The organism is Actinomadura sp. 9N215, assembly GCF_044326345.1.
Classification (GTDB): domain Bacteria; phylum Actinomycetota; class Actinomycetes; order Streptosporangiales; family Streptosporangiaceae; genus Spirillospora.
Genome location: NZ_JBIRBA010000040.1, coordinates 61,046 through 80,917, shown reverse-complemented (window position 1 = coordinate 80,917; position 19,872 = coordinate 61,046). Strand labels below are relative to the sequence as shown.

16 protein-coding genes and 1 pseudogene are annotated in these 19,872 nt (G+C 69.4%); 2 read left to right on the top strand and 15 right to left on the bottom strand.

Annotated elements, in window-relative coordinates; all coding sequences use genetic code 11:
- The 4 genes and pseudogenes from ACH34T_RS41210 to ACH34T_RS41195 all read right to left on the bottom strand — a co-directional run.
- Positions 1 to 388: pseudogene (locus ACH34T_RS41210) on the bottom strand (hypothetical protein); the annotation flags it as partial.
- A 13-nt stretch (positions 389 to 401) separates the two neighbouring features.
- Positions 402 to 953, bottom strand: a complete 552-nt coding sequence (locus ACH34T_RS41205) for a hypothetical protein (RefSeq protein ID WP_396026449.1) — start codon at positions 951 to 953, stop codon at positions 402 to 404.
- 318 nt (positions 954 to 1,271) lie between these two features.
- Entirely contained in the window at positions 1,272 to 2,084 is an 813-nt protein-coding gene (locus ACH34T_RS41200; RefSeq protein WP_396026448.1) for a TIR domain-containing protein, read from the bottom strand.
- 1,985 nt (positions 2,085 to 4,069) lie between these two features.
- Positions 4,070 to 5,317 carry a recombinase family protein gene (locus ACH34T_RS41195; protein ID WP_396026447.1) on the bottom strand — a complete coding sequence of 416 codons (1,248 nt, stop codon included), beginning with the start codon at positions 5,315 to 5,317 and terminating at the stop codon, positions 4,070 to 4,072.
- Positions 5,318 to 5,673: 356 nt separating this feature from the next.
- Between ACH34T_RS41195 and ACH34T_RS41190 the strand changes: the two genes are divergently transcribed.
- Positions 5,674 to 6,324, top strand: coding sequence for a type IV toxin-antitoxin system AbiEi family antitoxin (locus ACH34T_RS41190; RefSeq protein WP_396026446.1), 651 nt, complete (start codon positions 5,674 to 5,676; stop codon positions 6,322 to 6,324).
- Positions 6,293 to 7,075 (top strand): nucleotidyl transferase AbiEii/AbiGii toxin family protein, encoded by a 783-nt coding sequence (locus ACH34T_RS41185; protein ID WP_396026445.1) that lies wholly within the window; start codon positions 6,293 to 6,295, stop codon positions 7,073 to 7,075. Before ACH34T_RS41190 ends, ACH34T_RS41185 begins: the two co-directional genes overlap by 32 nt.
- 208 nt (positions 7,076 to 7,283) lie before the next feature.
- Here the strand turns inward: ACH34T_RS41185 and ACH34T_RS41180 are convergent, their stop codons facing one another.
- From ACH34T_RS41180 to ACH34T_RS41130, 11 genes are all read right to left on the bottom strand, one after another.
- Complete coding sequence (locus ACH34T_RS41180) at positions 7,284 to 7,526, bottom strand: hypothetical protein (protein WP_396026444.1); 243 nt, start codon at positions 7,524 to 7,526, stop codon at positions 7,284 to 7,286.
- Between the two features lie 503 nt (positions 7,527 to 8,029).
- Positions 8,030 to 9,481 carry an MFS transporter gene (locus tag ACH34T_RS41175; RefSeq protein WP_396026443.1) on the bottom strand — a complete coding sequence of 484 codons (1,452 nt, stop codon included), beginning with the start codon at positions 9,479 to 9,481 and terminating at the stop codon, positions 8,030 to 8,032.
- 253 nt (positions 9,482 to 9,734) lie between these two features.
- Positions 9,735 to 10,931: a nucleotide disphospho-sugar-binding domain-containing protein gene (locus tag ACH34T_RS41170; protein ID WP_396026442.1), complete on the bottom strand. Its 1,197-nt coding sequence runs from the start codon at positions 10,929 to 10,931 to the stop codon at positions 9,735 to 9,737.
- Positions 10,932 to 11,068: 137 nt separating this feature from the next.
- Positions 11,069 to 11,299: a hypothetical protein gene (locus ACH34T_RS41165; RefSeq protein ID WP_396026441.1), complete on the bottom strand. Its 231-nt coding sequence runs from the start codon at positions 11,297 to 11,299 to the stop codon at positions 11,069 to 11,071.
- Complete coding sequence (locus ACH34T_RS41160; protein ID WP_396026440.1) at positions 11,289 to 12,746, bottom strand: amidase; 1,458 nt, start codon at positions 12,744 to 12,746, stop codon at positions 11,289 to 11,291. The genes ACH34T_RS41165 and ACH34T_RS41160 overlap by 11 nt, the downstream gene beginning before the upstream one ends.
- Positions 12,747 to 12,858: 112 nt before the next feature.
- Positions 12,859 to 14,040, bottom strand: coding sequence for an acyl-CoA dehydrogenase family protein (locus tag ACH34T_RS41155; RefSeq protein ID WP_396026439.1), 1,182 nt, complete (start codon positions 14,038 to 14,040; stop codon positions 12,859 to 12,861).
- 31 nt (positions 14,041 to 14,071) lie between these two features.
- The gene (locus tag ACH34T_RS41150) at positions 14,072 to 14,581 is read right to left on the bottom strand and encodes a flavin reductase family protein (protein WP_396026438.1); all 510 of its coding nucleotides are present in this window, start codon (positions 14,579 to 14,581) and stop codon (positions 14,072 to 14,074) included.
- A gap of 25 nt (positions 14,582 to 14,606) precedes the next feature.
- Positions 14,607 to 15,953 (bottom strand): aspartate aminotransferase family protein, encoded by a 1,347-nt coding sequence (locus ACH34T_RS41145; protein WP_396026437.1) that lies wholly within the window; start codon positions 15,951 to 15,953, stop codon positions 14,607 to 14,609.
- Complete coding sequence (gene ortB / locus ACH34T_RS41140) at positions 15,950 to 17,347, bottom strand: 2-amino-4-oxopentanoate thiolase subunit OrtB (RefSeq protein ID WP_396026436.1); 1,398 nt, start codon at positions 17,345 to 17,347, stop codon at positions 15,950 to 15,952. The genes ACH34T_RS41145 and ortB overlap by 4 nt, the downstream gene beginning before the upstream one ends.
- A complete protein-coding gene (gene ortA / locus ACH34T_RS41135) occupies positions 17,344 to 17,658 on the bottom strand; it encodes a 2-amino-4-oxopentanoate thiolase subunit OrtA (protein ID WP_396026435.1) in 315 nt (104 codons plus the stop codon). The genes ortB and ortA overlap by 4 nt, the downstream gene beginning before the upstream one ends.
- Positions 17,651 to 19,768, bottom strand: a complete 2,118-nt coding sequence (locus ACH34T_RS41130) for a hypothetical protein (RefSeq protein ID WP_396026434.1) — start codon at positions 19,766 to 19,768, stop codon at positions 17,651 to 17,653. Before ACH34T_RS41130 ends, ortA begins: the two co-directional genes overlap by 8 nt.
- Between the last annotated feature and the right edge of the window lie 104 nt (positions 19,769 to 19,872).

Here is a 19,872-nt window from a genome sequence, read left to right as displayed (position 1 = left end):
GTGCGTTGTAGAAGGTCTCGAACTCGCGGAGGGCATGGAGCAGATGCCGCTGGTTCCAGACCAGCGTGCGGTCCAGGAGTTCACGGCGGCAGGTCTGCACCCACCGCTCCATCACCGCGTTCATCCTGGGCATCCGCACCCCGGTCAGCACCACCCTGATGCCGGCATCGGCCAGGACGGCGTCGAACAGAATCGGGAACTTGCCGTCCCGGTCGCGGATCAGGAACCGTGCCCGGCAGCCCGCGTCCTCCAGATCCATGACCAGGTTCCACGCCGCCCGGGTCACCCACAAGGCGGTCGGGTGAGCGGTAGCGCCCAGAAACCGGACACGGCGGGTGCGGTGCTCGATAACCGCCAGCACGTACACGCGGGCGCCGGTGAGGGTCACGGTCTCCAGGAAGTCACACGCCAGCAGCCCCTCGGACTGGAAGCGCAGGAACCCGGCCCAGGTGCTGGGTGGAACGCTCGGGTGCCGGATCGACACCGGCGTCCTTGAGGATCTCCCAGACGGTGGAGGCGGCCACCTTGACGCCGAGCACCAGCAACTCGCCGAGCACCCGCCAGTAGCCCCAACTCGGGTTCTCCCGCACCAGGCGAAGTACCAACAGCCGACTGGAGCGGACGGTCGGCGGGCGGCCCGGCCGCTTGGGTTTCGAGCGGGCAGCGTGCCGACCAGCGAGCAGGTCGCGGTGCCAGCGCAGCACCGTGTCCGGCCGCACCAGCAACCGCATCCGCCGCAACGCCACGAGAGGCAACCGGTGCAGCAACGCCGCCAGCAGCGCCCGATCCGCCGCAGTCAACCGCACCCTCCTCCCGCCCAACCGGCGCTCCAGCACAGCGATCTGATGCCGCAACACCAAGATCTCGGCGTCCTTGTCCCGATCGGTCACCGGAAGCAGACGCAGCACTGCGAACGTATTCGTCACCATCAAGCAGGCCAGCCGCAACAGCACAGCCGCTCATCATCTCGCCACGACCGCCTCGCCGCGGCCTGTCCCCGCGACTGATCAAGCCCCGCACCGGAGCCCACTCCCTACACACCCCACCTGCACAGACGTAGTTTTCGGCAGGCACAACGCTGCTCCCGGGCCTCCTGCCTGCCGCAACCCGCCGCGAGCAGCCCCCGGGCGGCAGTACCCCCGCTGGCGCCAGCGGTGTCGGTGCGGATCAAGGTGCGGCGGCTGTGTCGATAGCGGCGCGGCAGCTGCGCCAGCGCCAACCTTCACAAACTGCTGGCATTCATCAAGTTCTTTGAGGGCTGGCTTCGTCCTTTAATCAGTGACCGTGCGACTGTAGGCGTCCAGTCCGGAGAAGCGCTCGGTGCTCAGCCAGTCGGTGCCGCTGTCATCGACTTTGCAGCCCGCGAGCTTCAGCCGCCTGGCGATCTTAGAAATGGACTCCGTGCCTCCATTGAACCGAACGGAGTTCAGACCTTCCAGGTCGGTAATGGGTCGCAGGTGACCGAACTCGATCAGAATTGTTCGGTCACGGTAGGCACTCAGCGCCATGCCCAGCTCGATCAGAACGTTGGGGCGAGGCTGGAGCGTGAACTCCACCTCGTGTGCCCGTTTATTCTGAGAGTGCAGACCCGGGTGGAGCCGCACCACATCGTCCGGCGTGAGGAGCGCCACGACGGCCTGCGCTTTCCCCGGCTTCAGGGCCTCGCTGACGACTCGTTCGAGAGCGGGTGCCGTACTGCCCGTGGCGGAAACGAGATATTCCCATTCCTGCGGCCGTAGTCCGAGAGCCCGAAAGAAGTCAAAAAACTGTCGTCGAACGAGCTCGTCCCGGCCATGAATCACGAAGATGTCGCGCGAGACATCCGAATTGAGTTCGTCCGCCGACTGCTCCACGTACGTGAGGAGCGTTATGTCACGCGCTTCCATATAAGCGATTCCGGTCGTTGTCCGTGGTGTAAAAACCTCGACGTAGCGCTTACCATCTGGCCCGGCTACTTTCGCCACCTCCAAGGGCAGCGTAATGGGCTCTCCATTCTTCTTGGCCGCAATGATCTCACCCCCCGGCTCTGCGAAGACATGGGCACGTCCGACAGATACATACCCGTACGCAACAGAAGGTGCCATCTCACATACCCACAGATCTTCTACAGGGAGACGTAAGGTACATTAACCAAACTCTGTCCACCGTTACCAATGTAGGCAATTATCAAATATTGCAGCCTGCTTGGCAGAATTAGGTATAGGTAGAATCATACAGGATGTGGCCCGCGACGAGGTCTGTGGCGATGCTAATGCATGGCCGGCGAGCCTCCTGGACCTCCGCTGGAACGGACCCAAGGACGGCCCGGAAATCGTCCTGCCGGTACGGGTCCAGAGCCGCTTCGTTGGAGTCGAGGCCGCAGCGGGCGACGCCCTCCCCGGGTGGACGCGCCGTCTGTGGTCATGCTGCGCCGTGTTCCTGGACGACGGAGCCCCGGTGCTCAGACAGTCCAGCGTCAACGATCGGGAGTAAGGCCATGCGACCAAAAGGCCCGTTTGCTGCGACACCGGGAAGACCGCACCAAGCCCAAAACCGCCCATGCGGGCATGAAGCACAATGACCTCGCTACCGTTCGTAGGGACCAGTTCCGGGATGAACAAGATCTTGATGATGCGGCGCACCCATGCGGCAGAATTCCTGGGCGGACGCCAATCGCACGCCGACAGGGAACCTCCCCGCACCTGAAGGATGTGCAGGTCGACGGTGTTACCGAAACCAGGACGGTGGCGTGGTCACCACGCGGACCCAGACCACAAGCTCGGTCTGCCACCAGTACGGAGCAGCGGCCACCCGGCGCCATAGCCGCTACGGTCGTCGGCTGCGCCACCTCATGGCGGGCGGCAAACCGGTCTTGATCATCCTGAAGTGAGCCGGTTCTTCCGCGATAACACCACGTGTGAACGGCGCACGTTCGCCGAGCAGGCGCCTGTGGTGACCAGACTGCACGGCCGCCGGGCCGCTGCACAGGGTAGCTGCACCGGCTGCTGGAACCACTTGGCCTGGCCTTGGCGGGCCGAGAGGCGCACGGCGGGCGGGCTAATCGGACTCAGTACAAGCAGGTCCGTGCTGATCCGCCTGGTCTAGGCGCTTCCGGACCCGCCAGTCGGCCAGGTCCGCGTCTTGCGCGTGGACGACTTCGCGTCCCCGCCGCGGCCACGTCTGCGGCACCGCGCTGATCGACATGGACGCCCACCGTCCGATCGATCGACTGCCCGACCGCCAAGCAGACCCCGGCCACCTGGCTCGCCGACCACCCCGGCATCGAGGTGATCTGTCGCGACCGTGCAGGCGCCTGCGCCGAAAGAGCCCGCAACGGCGCACCCGACGTGATCCGGCGCGCCGACCAATGGAACCTGTGGCACAACCTGGTCCAAGCCATCGACGATCCGTCTCTCGGCGCTGCTCCTGCCCTTCGTGACCCACGCCCTCAACCGGAGACGACGCCACCGGCACCGGGAGCCGAAGGGCTCGGACCAGGTTCGCCGACCGCACCCGCGCCTCCACACCAGGTCCCCATGTGACGGTCGCGGTCCCCGCAGCGTAGATGCTCTGCGTGCCCGCACCTGGGAACAACCTGCGCAGAACCGCAGTGATAGACACAGAGGGTACTCAGGGCGGTGACACCGACGTTGAGCGAAAACCGACTCCGGACGCGTCGCCAGGCTATACGACACCAGCCCAGTTGAGCTGGCGAAACGCCACTCACGGAGGTATAGTGAAGCTGTTCGCACAACGCGCTTTGTTATTGCCCGAGCATGATCCGGATCGGTTCACCAACCGGAATACCGGATGTATGTGCAAATGGTTGCGCTTGCCCCTCGGACACACAAGATCATGCATAGCTCCGCAAAACTATACAGAATTCTACCAAGACTCAGCTTCGAGGCAACCCTCACGAGCTGGGTCTTTTGCTTGCAGTGCGAATGTCGCCACTGCCCAGAATTAAGCTCCCTGCATAAGCATTCACCATCCTGTATCAATTCGTTCTCGGCTCATAGCAGGCGGATGGCGATCTCCCCCTGGTGGCTGCGAACGGTGAGCGACTGGGTGCGATGGTCATACCTCAACGTCAGCCCCAACTCCCGACACATCGCCACCTGGCCCGCCGCATCCCTAGGAATGTCAGCGTCTTCGCAAGAGCGATGTGACGTCGATTCAGTCTTGAAGCGGAGAAGGAGTGCCGCCAGGTGCGGCACGATCTTGTCTTCGCGGACGAAGACGCTGCGCGGCAGGTCCGTCCCGGTAGCGCGGAGGTGGTGGCAGCGGTAGTTGGCGCCCGTTGTTCCAAGCACCCTCCATCTGCCGACCACACAACGCACAACAGCCCACGAAGAAGATAAGACCGGCGCGCTTGGCGCAGTGCGCGGGTGCGCTGGGCATGTTCGAAGTCGTCCACGCTCACGATCGCCGGATGTGCCGGCTCGTGTGAAGCCACCCATGCCTCGTATGGGTTCCACCGCATCACGGTCCGCGTGCCCAGTCCGACGTTGTGGGGGTCGATGAGCACCTCGGCCTTGGACTGCTTGTTCCACACCTCGAACCCGGTGTAGCGCGGATTCCGCAGCAACGCCAGCACGGTCCCCACCGTCCAGCCCGCTCCGCGCCGATGCCGGTTACGGGCACGATCATGCGCCGAAGGACACGGAACACCGTGAGCGTCCAACGCCCCGGCGATGCGCCGCGCGCCGTACCCCGCAAGACGCAGGGCAAAGATCTGCTCCACGATCGGCGCCGCCCGCGGGTCGAGTTCCAGCCGATGGCTCCGCGCCCCCAACGCCGCCATCGCCGGGTTAGGATGCGGGCCCGCATCAGCCAGCCGGTACCCATAAGGCGGCCGACCGCCCAGGAAACGTCCCTCGAACTCGGCCTGAGCCGACATCGCCGCGCGGACCCGGACCTGGATGCGCCGCCGCTCAGCCTTGGACATCCCCGCATACACCGACATGATCAAACAGTGCGCCTCAGAGTCCGGATCGAGCGCACCCCCGACCGCCGGAACCCACAACCCCACCCGGAAGTGGACGAACAGCGGAAAGACCAACCCGAACTGATTGTCGTAAAAGACCCGCTGCGGCTCACCGACCACCACGGCATCAAACCCGCGATCGGGATCCTCAAGCGCCTCCAGCAACCGCCCCGACTCCGGCCGCCGCTGCCACGCCACCACCCGAGACTGCCCCACGTCGAAGAACTCCGCCACGATCCGCCCGCGACCGGCGACCAGCCCCTCAGCACGCGACAGCTGCCACCGCCGCGACTCCACCGGATCCTGAAGATCCTCCGTCGACACCCGCCCCAAAAACGCAAACCTGACCATCACAACCTCCCAACCCCGCGCACCACCTCCCAACCATGTACGTCCAGGATGCATCGCCCCTCGACAAGGCAACGACCGGGCCGGCCGGGCGACGGTGTCCTAGGGCACATCCTGGCCACACCCCCACCTCCCACTGACCACGTAACCGGTTTCGTCGTCGGTTTTGCGAAGCTGAGACTCTTGACCCGAGATCTGAGGAAGCCCAGAGATCGCCGTCCGCCTACTGCGAGGCGGGAGACCAGGTCCGGTGCGCTTCATTCCACCCCTCGTCACTATGACCAACGTAGGGTACCGGCCTACGCTGGTTATACTCTGACCACCGATGAGTGGGTAAGTGCTCCGTTGGAGGTGATGTCATGGCGGAAACGACGGTGGGGGTGCCGCCGAAGCTTGCTCGGCGCCGTAATGCCGTCCTCCGCCCGCGGGATGCCGCCGATGTCTACGCTCATCCGCGTCCTGAGTTGGCCCGGCTGGCTCGCCGCGGAGCGTTGCGCTCCCTGGCGAGCGGCTACTACATGGTGGTGCCGCAACGACGGCTAGGGGATGTGCGGTGGCGACCTGATCTGCACTCCGCGGCGCTAGGGGTGGCGATAGCTGACTATGGAATGGATGACGTGGCGCTAATGGGGACAAGCGCGGCCCGCCATCACGGCGCACTACCCCGCGCCGTCGCTGTCGCGGTGGTCGCCATACCCCGGCAGCGGCCTGCCTTGCAGGTTGACATAGGTCAGATCGTGTTCGTACGGCGGCGGGTAGATCGGCTCGACGTGGAAAGATTCGAGACTGAACTCGCCGTCGGCTGGGTGACGACCGTAGAGCAGACACTGCTCGACGTGGCCGCCCGTCCAACACTGGGCGGACTGACGGAACAGTCGGCCGCCGAGGCGATCCGAGCCCTTGCGGTGCGAGCGGACTGGGAACGGGTCGCTGAACTAGCCAGGGGCCAGCGCAAGCGGCGTGCCTACGACACAGCCCGTGAACTCAGCGGCCGAGGCCAGCATGCTTGACCCGGACGAACTCGCTGACGTCGCGGCCGAGTTCGGTGTCGACGATGATCAGGTCAGGCGCGATCACCTCATCAGCCACATATTGCACGCACTGGCCAACATTCAAGCCGACCAACTACTGTTCTTCGGCGGAACAGCCCTCGCCCGCACATACCTCCTCAACGGTCGTCTGTCAGAAGACATCGATCTCAGCTGTCCCAATCGCGCAACCACAGCAGCAATCGTGCAACGTGAACTGCCGCGCGCTCTCCGCCGCGAATTCCCCGCCACAGACTGGGCAGTGCAGCCGGTTGGACTACGGGACATCGAGCCGGCTCTTCTCCAGACCCGAGACGGCCTCCAAGTACGCATCCAACTGCTCTCAGCCGAGCACAGGTTCAACTGGCCCGCCGAAACCCGCCCCATCGACGTCCGCTATACGGACGTCCCCGCCACCACACTTCGGGTACCGACCCTGCCCGCATTCGTTGCCATGAAGACCATCGCCTGGGCAGACCGGCGCGCCGAACGAGACCTGTACGATCTGGACGCCCTCGCAAGGCAGGGAGCGATCAATAAGCAAGCAGCTGACTTGGCTGCTGCCGCCACAGGCGTGCGAGTGGCTCCCCACATGTTCGATCACCCACCTGGTGATCAAAAATGGAGAGAACAACTCGCCCATCAAACTCGCCAACTTCCAGACCCGGCCGAATGCCTAGCCCGAGTCCGGAGATCCTATAGTTGCGTCACGCAATGGTCCGATCATGAATAGAAAATTGGATAAGGGCCAACCTACTCTGACATCCCAACCCCTACGATCCACATGAGTACTAAGGGAGTGTCCCTCGTGGTGGCCGACCTCACCGCTTGACGGGGACGACAGTCGCCCTGCCATGGTCGGCGGGCGGGCGCCCGGCCGCCACGACGGGCCAGGCGGTCGCCGGGCCGGTGCGGGGCAGCGCGTAGATCAGGTCAACAGGTCAACGTCGCGCCCATGGGGCCTGCGCTCCCGGGCCGAGGGCGGTCATGCCGTCGTCTGGCCGCTTGAAGGTGAAGGTGAGCGTGGACGAGGTGTAGTTCAGCCCGCCGGTGACGAGGCCGGCGTGGCTGACAAGTTCCCAGCCGTCGGCGGAGTAGCGGGCCAGCATTTGGTTGACGTCCTCTGGGCCGTGGTGCGTGACGAAGGTGTGCGCCCAGCGCTGAGCGGGCGGCGGCGTGGTCATCGCGGCAGGGGTCCTTCCCGGGGGCCGGTGCGGGGGCGGCGCCCGTCCATCTTCGAGCCTGTCCGAGCCAGAGGCAGGTGGCCGTCCCTGGGTCGCCGGGGAGGCGCGGCGCGGGCCGACACCGCGCCCGCCCGGTCAGTCCAAAGCTGTGCCGGACGAGCACCACCATCTACTGCATGACCAGACCCAACGCGACGCTCTGCTAGCGCTCATGCTCGACCTGGGCGGACGCACCTTCCGCCTGGACGAGACCGGCGACGTCCCCGATATCCCTCCGGCCGCTCTCCTGAGACGTACGCACGCTGCGCCCATCAGATCCAACATGCCGTACGGGCCCGCTTAACCGAACACCTCGGGTCCGGCTTCTGCCCGGACGGCGGTATGAGCGCGCCATAATTCCAACGACATCCCAGCCACGACTGTCTCCCGCCACCACACCAGGCCTTCCAGGATCAGCCGACCCCCGCCCACACCACCCAAACGTGGCGTCGTGTCCTGGATGGTCAACTGGAGCGGGGCATGGTCAGGAGCGCCAGCAGGGCGGCGGCGGCCACGCAGCCGGCGGAGATGAGGAAGGCGATGGTGTGGCCGTGGGCCAGTGCGGCAGGAGCGGCCCGGCCTGGGTGCGCGGCGGCCCAACCGGCCGTCGCCGAGGCCGAAACCGTGCTGATGACGGCGAGCCCGATCGCGCCGCTCGTCTGACGGACGGTGTTCAGCACACCCGCGGCCAGGCCGTGCTGCTCGGGCGGGACGCCGCTGGTGGCGGCCACCGTGATCGGAGTGAACGCCGCGGCCGTCCCGAATCCGAACACTCCGCCCGACAGCGCCACCGTCAGCGGGTACGAGCCGTGCACGCCCAGGAACGCCGCGACCCCGGCGAACCCGGCCGCGCCAACCAGGCAGCACACCACGGTCGCGCGGCGCGGGCCGAACCGTACCGTCAGCGGTCCCGCGGCTTGAGCGCCCGCGAACATGGCGATCCCGACCGGCAGATATCCCAGCCCGGCGCGCAGCGGCGACCAGCCGTGCACGTCCTGCAGGTACAGCGACAAGAGGATCGGGCTGGCGAAAAAGCCCAGGCCGAGTAGGAACATCACCGCGTTGCCGCTGCTGACCGCGCGCACCCGGAAGATGCCGGGAGACAGCAATGGTTCGGTGGCCCACCGTGCCTGATGCAGCAGGAAAAGCCCCAGCAGTGCGAGGCCGCCCGCCAGTGGGCCCGTGACCTGCGGGCTCGTCCAGCCTGCTACGGCGGCGCGCATCAGCGCGAACACCACGCCGGTCAGCCCGGTGGTGGCCAGCGCGGCGCCGACGGCGTCCAGCGAGGGGCGACGGCCGTGCAGGCCATGCTGCGGCAGCCCGCGCGCGGCGGCAAGGGTGAGCAGCCCGACCGGGACGGTCACGAAGAACACCCACCTCCAGCCCGCCCACTGGGTGAGGACACCACCGATGATCGGGCCCGACGCGGCGCCGAGCGCCCCGACCGCGCTCCAGGTGCCGAGCGCCCGCGCGCGCCTGGCTGGATCGGTGAACGCCGCCGTCAGCAGCGACAGCGTCACCGGCATCAGCAACGCCCCACCGACCCCCTGCAGCGCCCTCGCGGCCAGCAGCATCTCCGGCGTGACGGACAGACCGCCGGCCACACGCGCGGCGGTGAACAGCGTCATCCCGGCGAGCAGCATCGCGCGGCGGCCGAACACGTCCGCGCACCGGCCGCCCAGCAGCAGGAATCCGGCGAAGGTGAGCGTGTAGACGTTGATCACCCAGGGCAGCGTCGCCGGCGCGAAGCCCAGCGCGCCGCGAATGTCGGGCAGCGCCACCGACATGATGGTGGCGTCCAGGATGACGACGAACGACCCCGCGCAGGCCAGCGTCATCACCAGTGCCTCATGCCGCCGTGAGCCGGTGTCCGGCGCTTTCGGCACGGTGGTCTTCAAGCGGGCCTGTGTCCTCACGCGAACTCCTCGTCGTCGGACTGGACGGACCGCGCGGCGGTCTCGTCGCACGGCGTGGTCACGTGCTCATCTCCTTGATCACGTTCCGCCCCTCTGTTCACATCACCCTCACCGGGCCGACGAAGCCACCCTCGCAACTCAACTCGAGTTGAGTGCAAGTGCCGCGTATTCGGTGTCGACGGAGTGCGGCGCGGATCACAGCGCGATCAACGCCGGTCCCTGCCGGATCCGGCGTGATGACCGAGCGTTTCCGTCAGCTCAACAAGGAGCCGCGGTCGTCAAGACGCCCAAAGGCGACGGGCTGGGGAGGGGACACCACCGACGCGGATCGGGCCGCCGCCGGGGTGCCGGCCAGTTCGGCCAGACGCGGCACCAGGTCCGCGGGGGCGGGCATGGCCGCCAGCTCCGCGCGCACCTCGGCGGCGTTCGCGCGGAACTTCGCCGCACCGGTCAGCGAGGTCAGAACGTCCTCGTCCAGCTCGTCCGGGCGGCGCCGCAGCCCGCAGCCACGGTTCACCACCGCGTCGGCGTGGAGGACCGCCTCGGTCCCGTCCGGCACGACCAGCTGAGGGACGCCCGCGTCCAGGGCGCACATGGTCGTGCCCGCGCCACCGTGGTGGACGACGGCGGCGCAGGACCGCAGGATCGTGCTCAGCGCAACCCACCCCACCGAACGGACGTTGCGCGGCAAGGCGTCCGGTATCACGGCAGCCTGATCTCCGAGCGCCAGCACGAACTCGGCGTCGACCCGTCCGGCCAGGGTGAGGATCCGCTTCACCGTGGCCGACCCGTGGGCGCCCAAGGGGGCGGTGCCCAACGTCAGCAAGATCCGCCGGGACGGTTCGCGGGGCCAGTCCGCGAGGACTCCGCCTCCGTTGTACGGAACCGGCCGCATGGGCCACCCGTCCGGCTCGCTCAGCAGGATGCTGGCGGGTGCGACGTCGATGTGCCGGATGTGTTCGGGCAGATCCCATCCGTTGTCGTCGAAAGCCCCGCAAAGCCGGCGGATCGCCCGCGGGATGCCGGCCGTGCGCAGAAGGCCGCGGCCGTGGAGCACGATGGGAACATCGAGCGCCGCGGCGACGAGCAGTCCCTCGGTCTGCGCCGGGTCGGAGACGATCAGATCGGGTCGCCAGGCGTGCGCCACGGCCAGGAACTCCGGCAGCGCCCACGGCACGAACCCGTCCGAGGGCACCGTTGGCCTTTCGGCCCCCGGCAGGGTCAGGGACGCGAAGGACTCCGGGTCGGCGAGCCGCTGCGCCTCGCGTATCCGCCGATCGCCCGCCCCCGGTAGCACGTCGATGACGTCGAGACCCGCCAGTTCGACCGCGAGCCCGTCGCCCGCGGCGCCGAAGAGCACGTCGTGTCCGGCGGACCGCATCGCCCACGCGAGCGGCACCAGCGGAAAGGCCGATCCGATCCGGGGGTTCGATATGAACAGCACACGCATGATGTCTCGAACCTCCGGCGTCGAGGCTGCGCCAACGGGGCCGGCGGGCCGACCGGCCAGCCGGCGAACGGCGATGAGGCTCGCCACCGGCTCCGGCCGACCGGCGCCGATGAGCGCTCAGCCACGACTATCCCTTTTCAACCGCGGTTGAGGTCAAGCCCCCAATCGTCGACGACCTCGGCGGATGCGCGGAACCGGAGCGCGGGCTCGCCATAGCGGGCCGCGGGCACCGCGTTCAACGCGTCGACCGCCGCCCGCAGTTGCGTGTAGCCCGCGGCCAGCTCGTCGATCTCGTCGTCCGAGGCGGGAAGCCCGGCCGCGGCCAGGAGCATGCGCATGCGTTCTCGTGGTGTGCCGTCATCGATCATGGCCGACCCTTTCGGTGATGTCGTCGAGTCCGGGCGCGCGCAGGTGCCAGTCCGTTTGCCGCTGGAAGGCGTCACCGGCCCGGAGAACGGCCGCTTCGCCGAACGCGGGACCGGCGAGCTGCATGGACAGCGGCAGGCCGGCGGCGGTCAGCCCGATCGGTACCGCGAGCACCGGGTTGCCCAGACCGCTCCAGTACGGCGTGTGGATCATCGGATAGAGCGCGTCCGTGCGCAGGTGTCCGTCGTCGCCGGCAAGCGAGTCGAACGACGGTGCGCCGACCGAGGCCGTCGGGCAGGCGATCACGTCGACCTCGCCGAACAGCCGCTGGACGGCGTCCTGGCCCACGCGGCGAACCCGCTGCGCCTGAACGTAGTCGGCGCCGGACATCATGGCCCCCGTGGCGATCAGCCGGCGCGTGTGCGGGGCGTAGTCGTCCCAGCGAAGGGCCAGGTCGCCGCGATGGTAGGCCAGTGCCTCGCAGGACGAGACGACGTAGAGGGTCGTGATCATCTCCTGCCGGTAGGGCAACGTCACCGTGCGGACGCTCGCGCCCAGACCGGCGAGGACCTCGACCGCCTTGTCGAACGCATCGCCCAGGGCCGGATCGGTGCCGTCGGGGAAATGCCCCTCCCGGACCACGCCCACACGGACGTCGGACAGGTCCGCACGAACGCCGGACAGGTCCGCGGCGGGAACGTCGGTCTGGGCCGGATACCGCACGCTGTCCGGATCGCTCGGATGCGCACCGGCCATGATGTTCAGCAGTGCCGCGCAGTCCCGTGCGCTGCGGGCCATCGGGCCGATCCGGTCAAGGCTGTGGGCCATGGGCACGCAGCCCGATTTCGGGACGAGGCCGAACGTCGGCATCAGCCCGGTCACGCCGCAGAAGGCGGCGGGCATCCGGATGCTGCCCCCTGTGTCGGAGCCCAGGCCGGCAAGGAACATCCCGGCGGCCACCCCGGCGGCCGTCCCCGAGCTGGACCCACCGGTCCACGCGTCGGGCCGCCACGGGTTGCGCGGGACCGGGAACGGCTTCGCCGGGTCGGGCATGCCGCAGGCGAACTCCATGGCCGTCGTCTTGCCGGTGATCACCGCGCCGGCCGCCTTCAGCCTGGCCACCACCGGTGCGTCCCGGCCCTCGCCCCAGGCACGGTCCAGCACGACGCTCTGCGCCGTCGTCGGGCCCTCGGCGACCGCGATGGTGTCCTTGACGCCGATCGGGATCCCGTGCAACGGCCCCCGGTCCAGGCCTGCCTTTAGCTCCCGGTCGGCGCGTTCGGCGGCGTCCAGGGCGCCGTTGTCGAACCGGTTCACGTAGACGCCCAGGGCCTGGTCGGCGCGGTCCGCCAGCGCGATGGCGGCGCGGGTCAGCCCGACGCTGGTCGCCTCGCCCGCCCGCAGCGCCGCGGCGGCATCGGTCACAGTGCGCGGGTGGCCGGTCGTCATCGTGTGCCCTCCGGCAGCCGGGGTTCGGTGGTCATCGCGTCCGCCGGCAGGCGGGGTTCGGTCGTCATCGCGTCCGCCGGCAGGCGGGGTTCGGTCGTCATCGCGTCCGCGGTCAGCCGAGCTCATGGACTCGCCACACCAGCCCCTCGGCCTCACCTAGGAGGTCACGGGCGCAGTCATGGTACTTCTGGTGGGAAACCTGGATGTGCTGGCCGCCCGCCATGACGTCCCGGAACGCCCGCTGCAACGCCCCTGACCGCAGGGCCGCGCCACCGCCCTGCTGGAAGGCGAAGGCGGCCACTTCGACGTCGACGTCGTGCAGGTGCACCGAAGCGGTCCGGGCCAGCGTGTGCTGCCGGGTGGTCGGCTGCCGGCCGGCCTCGACGCTCCGCTCGATCTCGCCCCACACGTCGTACGCCCACGCCTGGGCGCTGCGCAGCTTGGCCTCGGCGATCGCGTACCCCTCCTTGAACGAGCCGTCGTCGGCGAGCCGGGTACCCCGCCCGGACGGCCGCTTCGCATGCGCCGCGATCTCGTCGAGCGCACGCCTGCCGACCCCGAGCGCCCATCCGGTGTGCGCGAACGTGAACCATCCGGTGAGCCCGATGAGAGCGCTCCTGCCGCCCCATTTCGGCTCGGCGGTCTTGAAGTTCTCCATGATGTGCTCGTCCGGCACGAACACGTCATCGAGCGCGTAGTCGACGCTGCCGGTGCCCTTCAGCCCGAGGACGTCCCAGTTGCCGCCGAGCTTCACCACCTCGATCGGGACGATGAACTCGATCATCCGCGAAGCGCCGTCGGGGCCACCGTCGCCGTCGCCGTCGCGGTCGCCGCCGTCGTCGACCATGGCGGCCGTGCACACGTAGTCGGCGTGCAGGATGCCGCTGCCGTAGGACCACTGTCCCGAGATCCGGTACCCGCCCGGCACGGGGACCGCGGTGCCGAAGGGCGCGATCTGGCCCGCCATGATCGGTATCCCGTCGGCGTAGAAGCGCTTGACCGTCCCGGCGTCGAGCAGGTGGAGGATCTTGGCGGTGATCGTGCTCGCGGCCACCACCCACGCCGCGGATCCGTCCGCCCGCGACAGTTCCGCGAACACCCGTAGCGCGTCCACCGGGCCGAGGTCGAGGCCGCCGCACTCCTGCGGGGCGAGCATGCCGAGCACTCCGGCCTCGCGGAGCGCGTCGATCGCCCGGCCGGTCACCTGGCCGGCGGCCTCGGCGGCCGGCGCCTCCGACTCCAGCAGCGGAGCGAGCCGCCGGACCTCGTTGATCATTTGTTCCACAGCGGACATGTGCGTTTCCCTTCGGACGGGGTTGGACGGGTCAGGCGCGGATACCGGCGTACCGGCCGCGGAAATAGATCAGGGGCGAGTCCGCCTGACCGACGACGAGGTCCTGGACTTCGCCGAGCACGATGTGGTGATCGCCGCCGTCGTGCTCCGCGCGCAGATCGCATTCGATGTGGGCCAGGGCGCCCGCCAGCCGCGGATTGCCGCGACGGCCCGACGACCAGCAGACGCGGTCGAACCTGTCCACGCCCTGGCGCGCGAAGGTGTCGCTGACGTCGCGTTGCCCCTCGCCCAGGATGTTGACGCAGAACGTGCCCGACCTGGAGAGCCCGGGCCAGGTCCGCGACGTCTTCGACGGGCAGAAGACGACCAGCGCGGGATCGAGGGAGAGCGAGGAGAACGACTGGCAGGTGAACCCTGCCGGCTCCCCCTCCGCCAGCCCGGTGACGACGACCACGCCGCTGGCGAACCGGCCAAGGATCTGGCGCAGCTCACGCTTCTCCACCGTGGGACGTCGCTGACCGGCTGTGACTCGCGTGTGCATGGCTTTCCTTTCGGTCTGCCGCCGGCTACCAGCCGACGACCGCGCTGATGTGCGCTTCGGGGACCCGGCCCTGCACGGCGTCGGCCAGGGAGGCGTCGAGGATGTCGAGGGCCAGATCGATCTCGCCGGCGTCGATGACGAGGGGCGGCGCCAGCCGCAGGACCGATCCGCGCAGGAAGGTGACGTAGAGCCCGCGGGAGAAGCACGCCGCCGAGACCGCCGCGGCCAGCCGCCTGGACCGCCGCCGGGTGACGGGGTCGGTCACCAGGTCGAGGCCGTACATCAGGCCGGCACCCCGGACGTCGCCGATCGCCGGGTGGCGGGCGGCGAGCTCGGCCAGGCCGGCGCGGAGCCGTTCGCCCATCGCGGCGGCGTTCGCCGTCAGCCCCTCCTCGTCGATCACATCGAGCGTCGCGAGCGCGGCGGCGGCGCACACCGGGTTGGCCGCGGTGCTGAACACGTGACCGGGCGCGGACCAGGACGCCATCAGCCGCGCGTCGGCGATCACGGCGGACACCGGCAGGCCCGACCCCAGTGCCTTGCCGGCGACCAGGATGTCGGGTTCCAGCCCGAACAGTTCGCTGGCGAACCAGCGTCCCGTCCGGCCGGCCCCGGTCTGGACCTCCTCGGCCACGAGAAGGATGCCGTTGTCGCGGCACAGCCCGGCGAGACCGTCAAGAAAGCGCCGCGGTGGCACGACGATGCCGGCGTCGCCCTGGATCGGCTCGACGAACACGGCCGCGACCTCTTCGACCGGGACCGAGGCGGCCAGCAGGTCGCGCAGCTGCGCGAGGCAGCGGTCGGCGACCGCGTCGGCCGGGCCCGGCATCCGGTAGACGTCGGGGAAGTCGACGTGGTGGACGCCCGGCACCTCGGGGCCGAAGCCCCGGCGCATCGCCAGGCTCACCGCCGAGAGGCTCAGCGCGCCGTAGGTGTTTCCGTGGTAGGCGTGCCGGAACGCGATGACCCGCGGGCGGCCGGTCGCCGCGCGCGCGAGCTTCAGCGCGCCGTCGTTGGCGTCGCTGCCGGACAGGCCGAACGCCACCCGGCGCGGGGCGTCGCCCGGCGCCAGGTCCGCGAGCCGCTCCGCCAGCAGCACCAGCCCCTCGTGGCTGGCGTACGCCGAGTTCGTGTGGACGAGCCGTCCCGCCTGCTCCTGGATGGCCCGGACGACCCGGGGATGGCCATGCCCCGTGTTGACCACGCACGCCATCGAATGGAAGTCGAGGAAGCGGCGCCCCTCGCGGTCGGTGAACCACGCTCCGGCCCCGCCGTCCACGACGACGGGGAAGAACCCGATGCGCGTCGCCGGGGACAGGACCTTCAGCTCGCGCTCCAGAAGGTCGGCCGAGCCCGTCATCGGCACCGTCATGACGTGCTCTCCAGCATCGCCCTAACCGCCGCTTCGGACGAGCCGCTGTCGCGCGACAGGAACTCGACGTCCACGTCGGTGAGCCCGTCGCTGCCGGCCAGTGCCCTGCGCAGGTAGGACGTCCGCAGCGCGGCGAGGTCGACCTCCCTGACGGTCAGCTGCCCTGGGTGCGCCGGCAGGCTGATCACGCGGCCCGGCTCGTCCTCGTCCGCGGTGCCCACCCGCACGTCGATCCCGTTGCCCGCGGCGAAGGCGAGCTGGGCGGTGGGGTTCTTGCCCGCGCCGGTGTACTCGGTCTCGCTGACCACGACCGTCTGCTCTTGGTCGAGTTCGCGCGCCACCACCAGCGCCGCGGCCAGCGAGGTGTTGCCCGCCGGTCCTCGTTCGAGCCCCTCCAGCCGGGCGAGGAGTTCCGTCGTGTAGAACACCTCGCCCTGCGTGACGAGGAGGAACCGGTCCAGGTAACGCAACGGACGCGCGGCGTTGCGCGGCACGTCGACGCGGTCGGGCCAGCTGGTGAACGGGATCGCGAAGCCGGTGTGGCCCGTCGTGAACGACTTGCGGTTGAAGTCCTGGTCCGAGGCCATGTGCAGGCCGCGCAGATCGACGCTGACCCCGACGACCTCGGTTCCGGTCGCTCCCGCCGCCCGCAGCCCGCGTGCCGTTCCCGTCACCATGCCGCCGCCGGCGTGCGTGGCGAGGACGACGTCGGGCGGACGGCCGGTGAGGGCCACGGTCTGCTCGGCGATCTCGGCGCCGAGGCTTTCGATGCCTGCGATGGACAACGGCGTGTACAGGGACGCGTTGAAGTAGCCCGTCTCTTCGAGCGTGCGCAGCAGCATGTAGAAGAGCTCGGGCCCGACGCTGGTCTGGAGTACTTCGGCGCCGAGGGCCTCGCACTTGCGGCCCTTCTCCAGGATTTCCGGCTGACCGCGGCCGCCGCTGTCGAATGCCTCCTGGATGATGATCGCTCCGAGGCCGTGGGCCGCGGCCTGGGCGGCGACCGCGGCACCGTAGTTGCCGCTGGTCGCCGCGATCAGTCCCGGATAGCCGGCGGCGCGGGCGTGATGGGCGGACGGCGCCGCCCGCCGGTCCTTGAAACTGCCCGACGGGTTCGCGGCCTCGTCCTTGACGAGGATCCTGGCCCCCTTGCCGGGCGCGGACATCGAACGCACGAGTTCAGTCAGGTTGCGCAGCTCCAGCAGCGGTGTGCCACCGACGCCGGCGCGCCGCTGGACGGCTCGGGTCGCGGCGAGGTCGCGTCCGGAGTGGGCCATCAGTCCTTCGGTGTCGAAGGCGAGCCGGCCGCGTTCGAGGGCCCGGTAGTCGATGCCGGTCGAGGCGAGCAGGATCTCGTCCCTGCGGGCCATGACGGAGGCGTAGTCGGTCTTCATCGCGTTTCCCCCCGCCACCGCAGCTTGCCGATCTCGTCGATGACGTGGACGAGCGCCGGATGCGCCCGGCCGAAGCCGTGCTCGTCGGCGGGGTCGGGCAGGACCAGCTCGCCGGCCACCTCGCGTCCCGTCGGCGTGCGGACCAGCACCTGTTCTCCGGGGTGCGCCGCGGCCAGCAGGATCCCCTTGGTGCGCACGACATACGGCACCGCACGGGTGTCCGCGGGCAGGTTCGGGGCGCGTTCCTCCGGTGCGAGCAAGGTGTAGCGCACCAGCACCCGGGTGCCGGGCGGAATCGGGTGCTCACTCATCCGAGGCTCCCGCGCCGAACGCCTCGACCGTGCCGAACGCCTCGATGACCTGCCGGGCGCGGACCTGCGCACGAGTGAAGGCGCGGCAGGCGCGGGCGAGCGCCGCGACGTCTTCATCGGTCCCCGGACCGGACGCGCGCCCGGGTGTGGCGGCGGTGGCCGACGCGATCTCCGCGCGGGCGGCGTCCAGCAGCTCGCCCAGGGAACCGGTGTCGACCGGGGCGCCGGCACGCTCCAGCAGGCGGGCGGCGCGGGCCGTCACGCGCTCGGCGGTCGCCCGCGCGTCGGCGAGCAGGGACTCCGCGCTCTCACCGAGCCGGATGTCCCAGTGCGTGCCGGTCTCGTCGTAGTAGACGTATCCGTGGGTCGGGCCGTTGGCGGCGCTGTCGCGTGGCGCGATCATTCCGACGGCCCCGGTGTAGCGGCCGGTCGACGGGGTTCCCGTGGCGACGAACGCGTTGTGCCGGCCGCCCACCGACGCCTCGTCCAGCGTTCCCCGTGGCCGGCGGCCGCGATCGCGGTCCCATCCGGTGACCGTGAATCGCGGCCCGGTCCGGAACAGGCCGTCCAGCGAGGCCCGGGTGATGTCGCCGTCCTGGTCGAGCAGGTGACGGTACAGGTACCGGTTGCGCGCGGAGCTCGACGCCGTGCACATCTGGCGGGTGATGACGCCAGGCGGCGCGTCCCCTGGCGCCTGCGGGCTCGTCGTGTGCCAGCCGGCGTCGACGGCGAACTCGTAGCCCTCCGGCGGCGGGCAGAAGGCGTGGCCCAGTTCCGGGCTGAGGAGATTGTTGGTGGCGTACAGGAGGTCGTGCCGCTCGCCGCCGGAGCCCGTCGTGTGCTCGCGGACGACCGGTCTGCCGGGCGTCCGGTCTTCGAGCACGTACCCGTAGGTGTCGTCGATGTAGAACCCGCTCGCGGAGCCGAGGACGCGGCCCGCGTCCCCGACCGGGAACGACAGTTCCATCTCCAGCGCCTGGCGGGCGGTGTCGGCGTAGCGGAGGACGTGCACCGTCGTCGCGCCCCGCGGCACGCCGTATCCCCACAGCTCGCGCGGCTCGGCGCAGCTCTCGTAGCCGCCGTGGTGGACGTACGCCACGCCCGACGAGTTGAGCCCGGGATGGCCGGACAGGCCGAACCGGCCGAGCCCGGGAATCGACCCGTTGACGGAGAACGGGGTGTACACGAAGGCGTTCCCGTCGTCGGGGTAGGCGACGATCGTCGTCTGAAAGGTGCAGTCGTGATCGGTCGAGGCGGCGAAGCAGGCCCGTCCGTCCTTGGTCGCCGTGCCCCAGGCGGCGGCGCCCGAGCAGGTCCCCGCCTCGGACACCTCGCCGGTGGGCAGGCGCACCCGGCCGAAATATCCGCCGAGCCGGTCGCCTCCTTCGGCGTCCAGCACCCCGATCGTCAGGGGTTCCCGGGCCGGCGGGAGCAGGTCGGTCCAGATCGAGATGGCGTGCTCGTAGCCGAGCGGGATGCCGAGCCGCCGCGCGGCCTCGGCCATTCCTTCGCACATCGCGGGCACCTCCGGTGCGTGCTCGCGCAGCTGCGCCTCCCAGGAGCGCAGGACGTCCCGGGTCTCCGCGGAGATCGGGCGCGCGGCGACATGCTCGAACACGAACCGGCCGAAGATCTCCACGCACTGTTGCACGTACTGTGCGCCCATGCGTTGCGAGCTTCCTCGCAACACGACGATCGGGCAGATCGACGGCACGATGGGCGTCCCGTGGTAGTACCGGATCTCGGTGCCCGGCCTGGTGAGCTTCCTGCGCATGCCGATCGCGGTGGCCAGCACCGCCGCGTCCGGGGCGCGGCTCGCGTCCGCGAGCGCGATCGCCTTGCCCAGGTGGTCGCGGGCGGCGATCAGGTCGGCGGGGGACGAGGTCCGCGCGGCGAAGTCGGCGCATTCCCCCGTGGCCCGGTTGAACAGCCACTTGCCGCGGGAGAGCTCCAGCGTCGCGGCGTCGATGACCCTTGAGCGGTCGCCATAGCCGGTCGATCCGTACCTCCTGCCACCCAGCGCCATAGTGGACTCAAGGAGCGCGTACTGCGCCGCTGAGAGCGCGGCCATCGTCTCCGGTATCTCGTCTCGCCAATCGGCCGCCAGCACGGTCCCTCCTCGCCTCGCCCTGCATGTGCAACTTGTTGCGCTTTGATTGCAACACATCTGATTCAGTGGCGCAACTACGCTGCACACTCTCGGTGCCGGGCTTG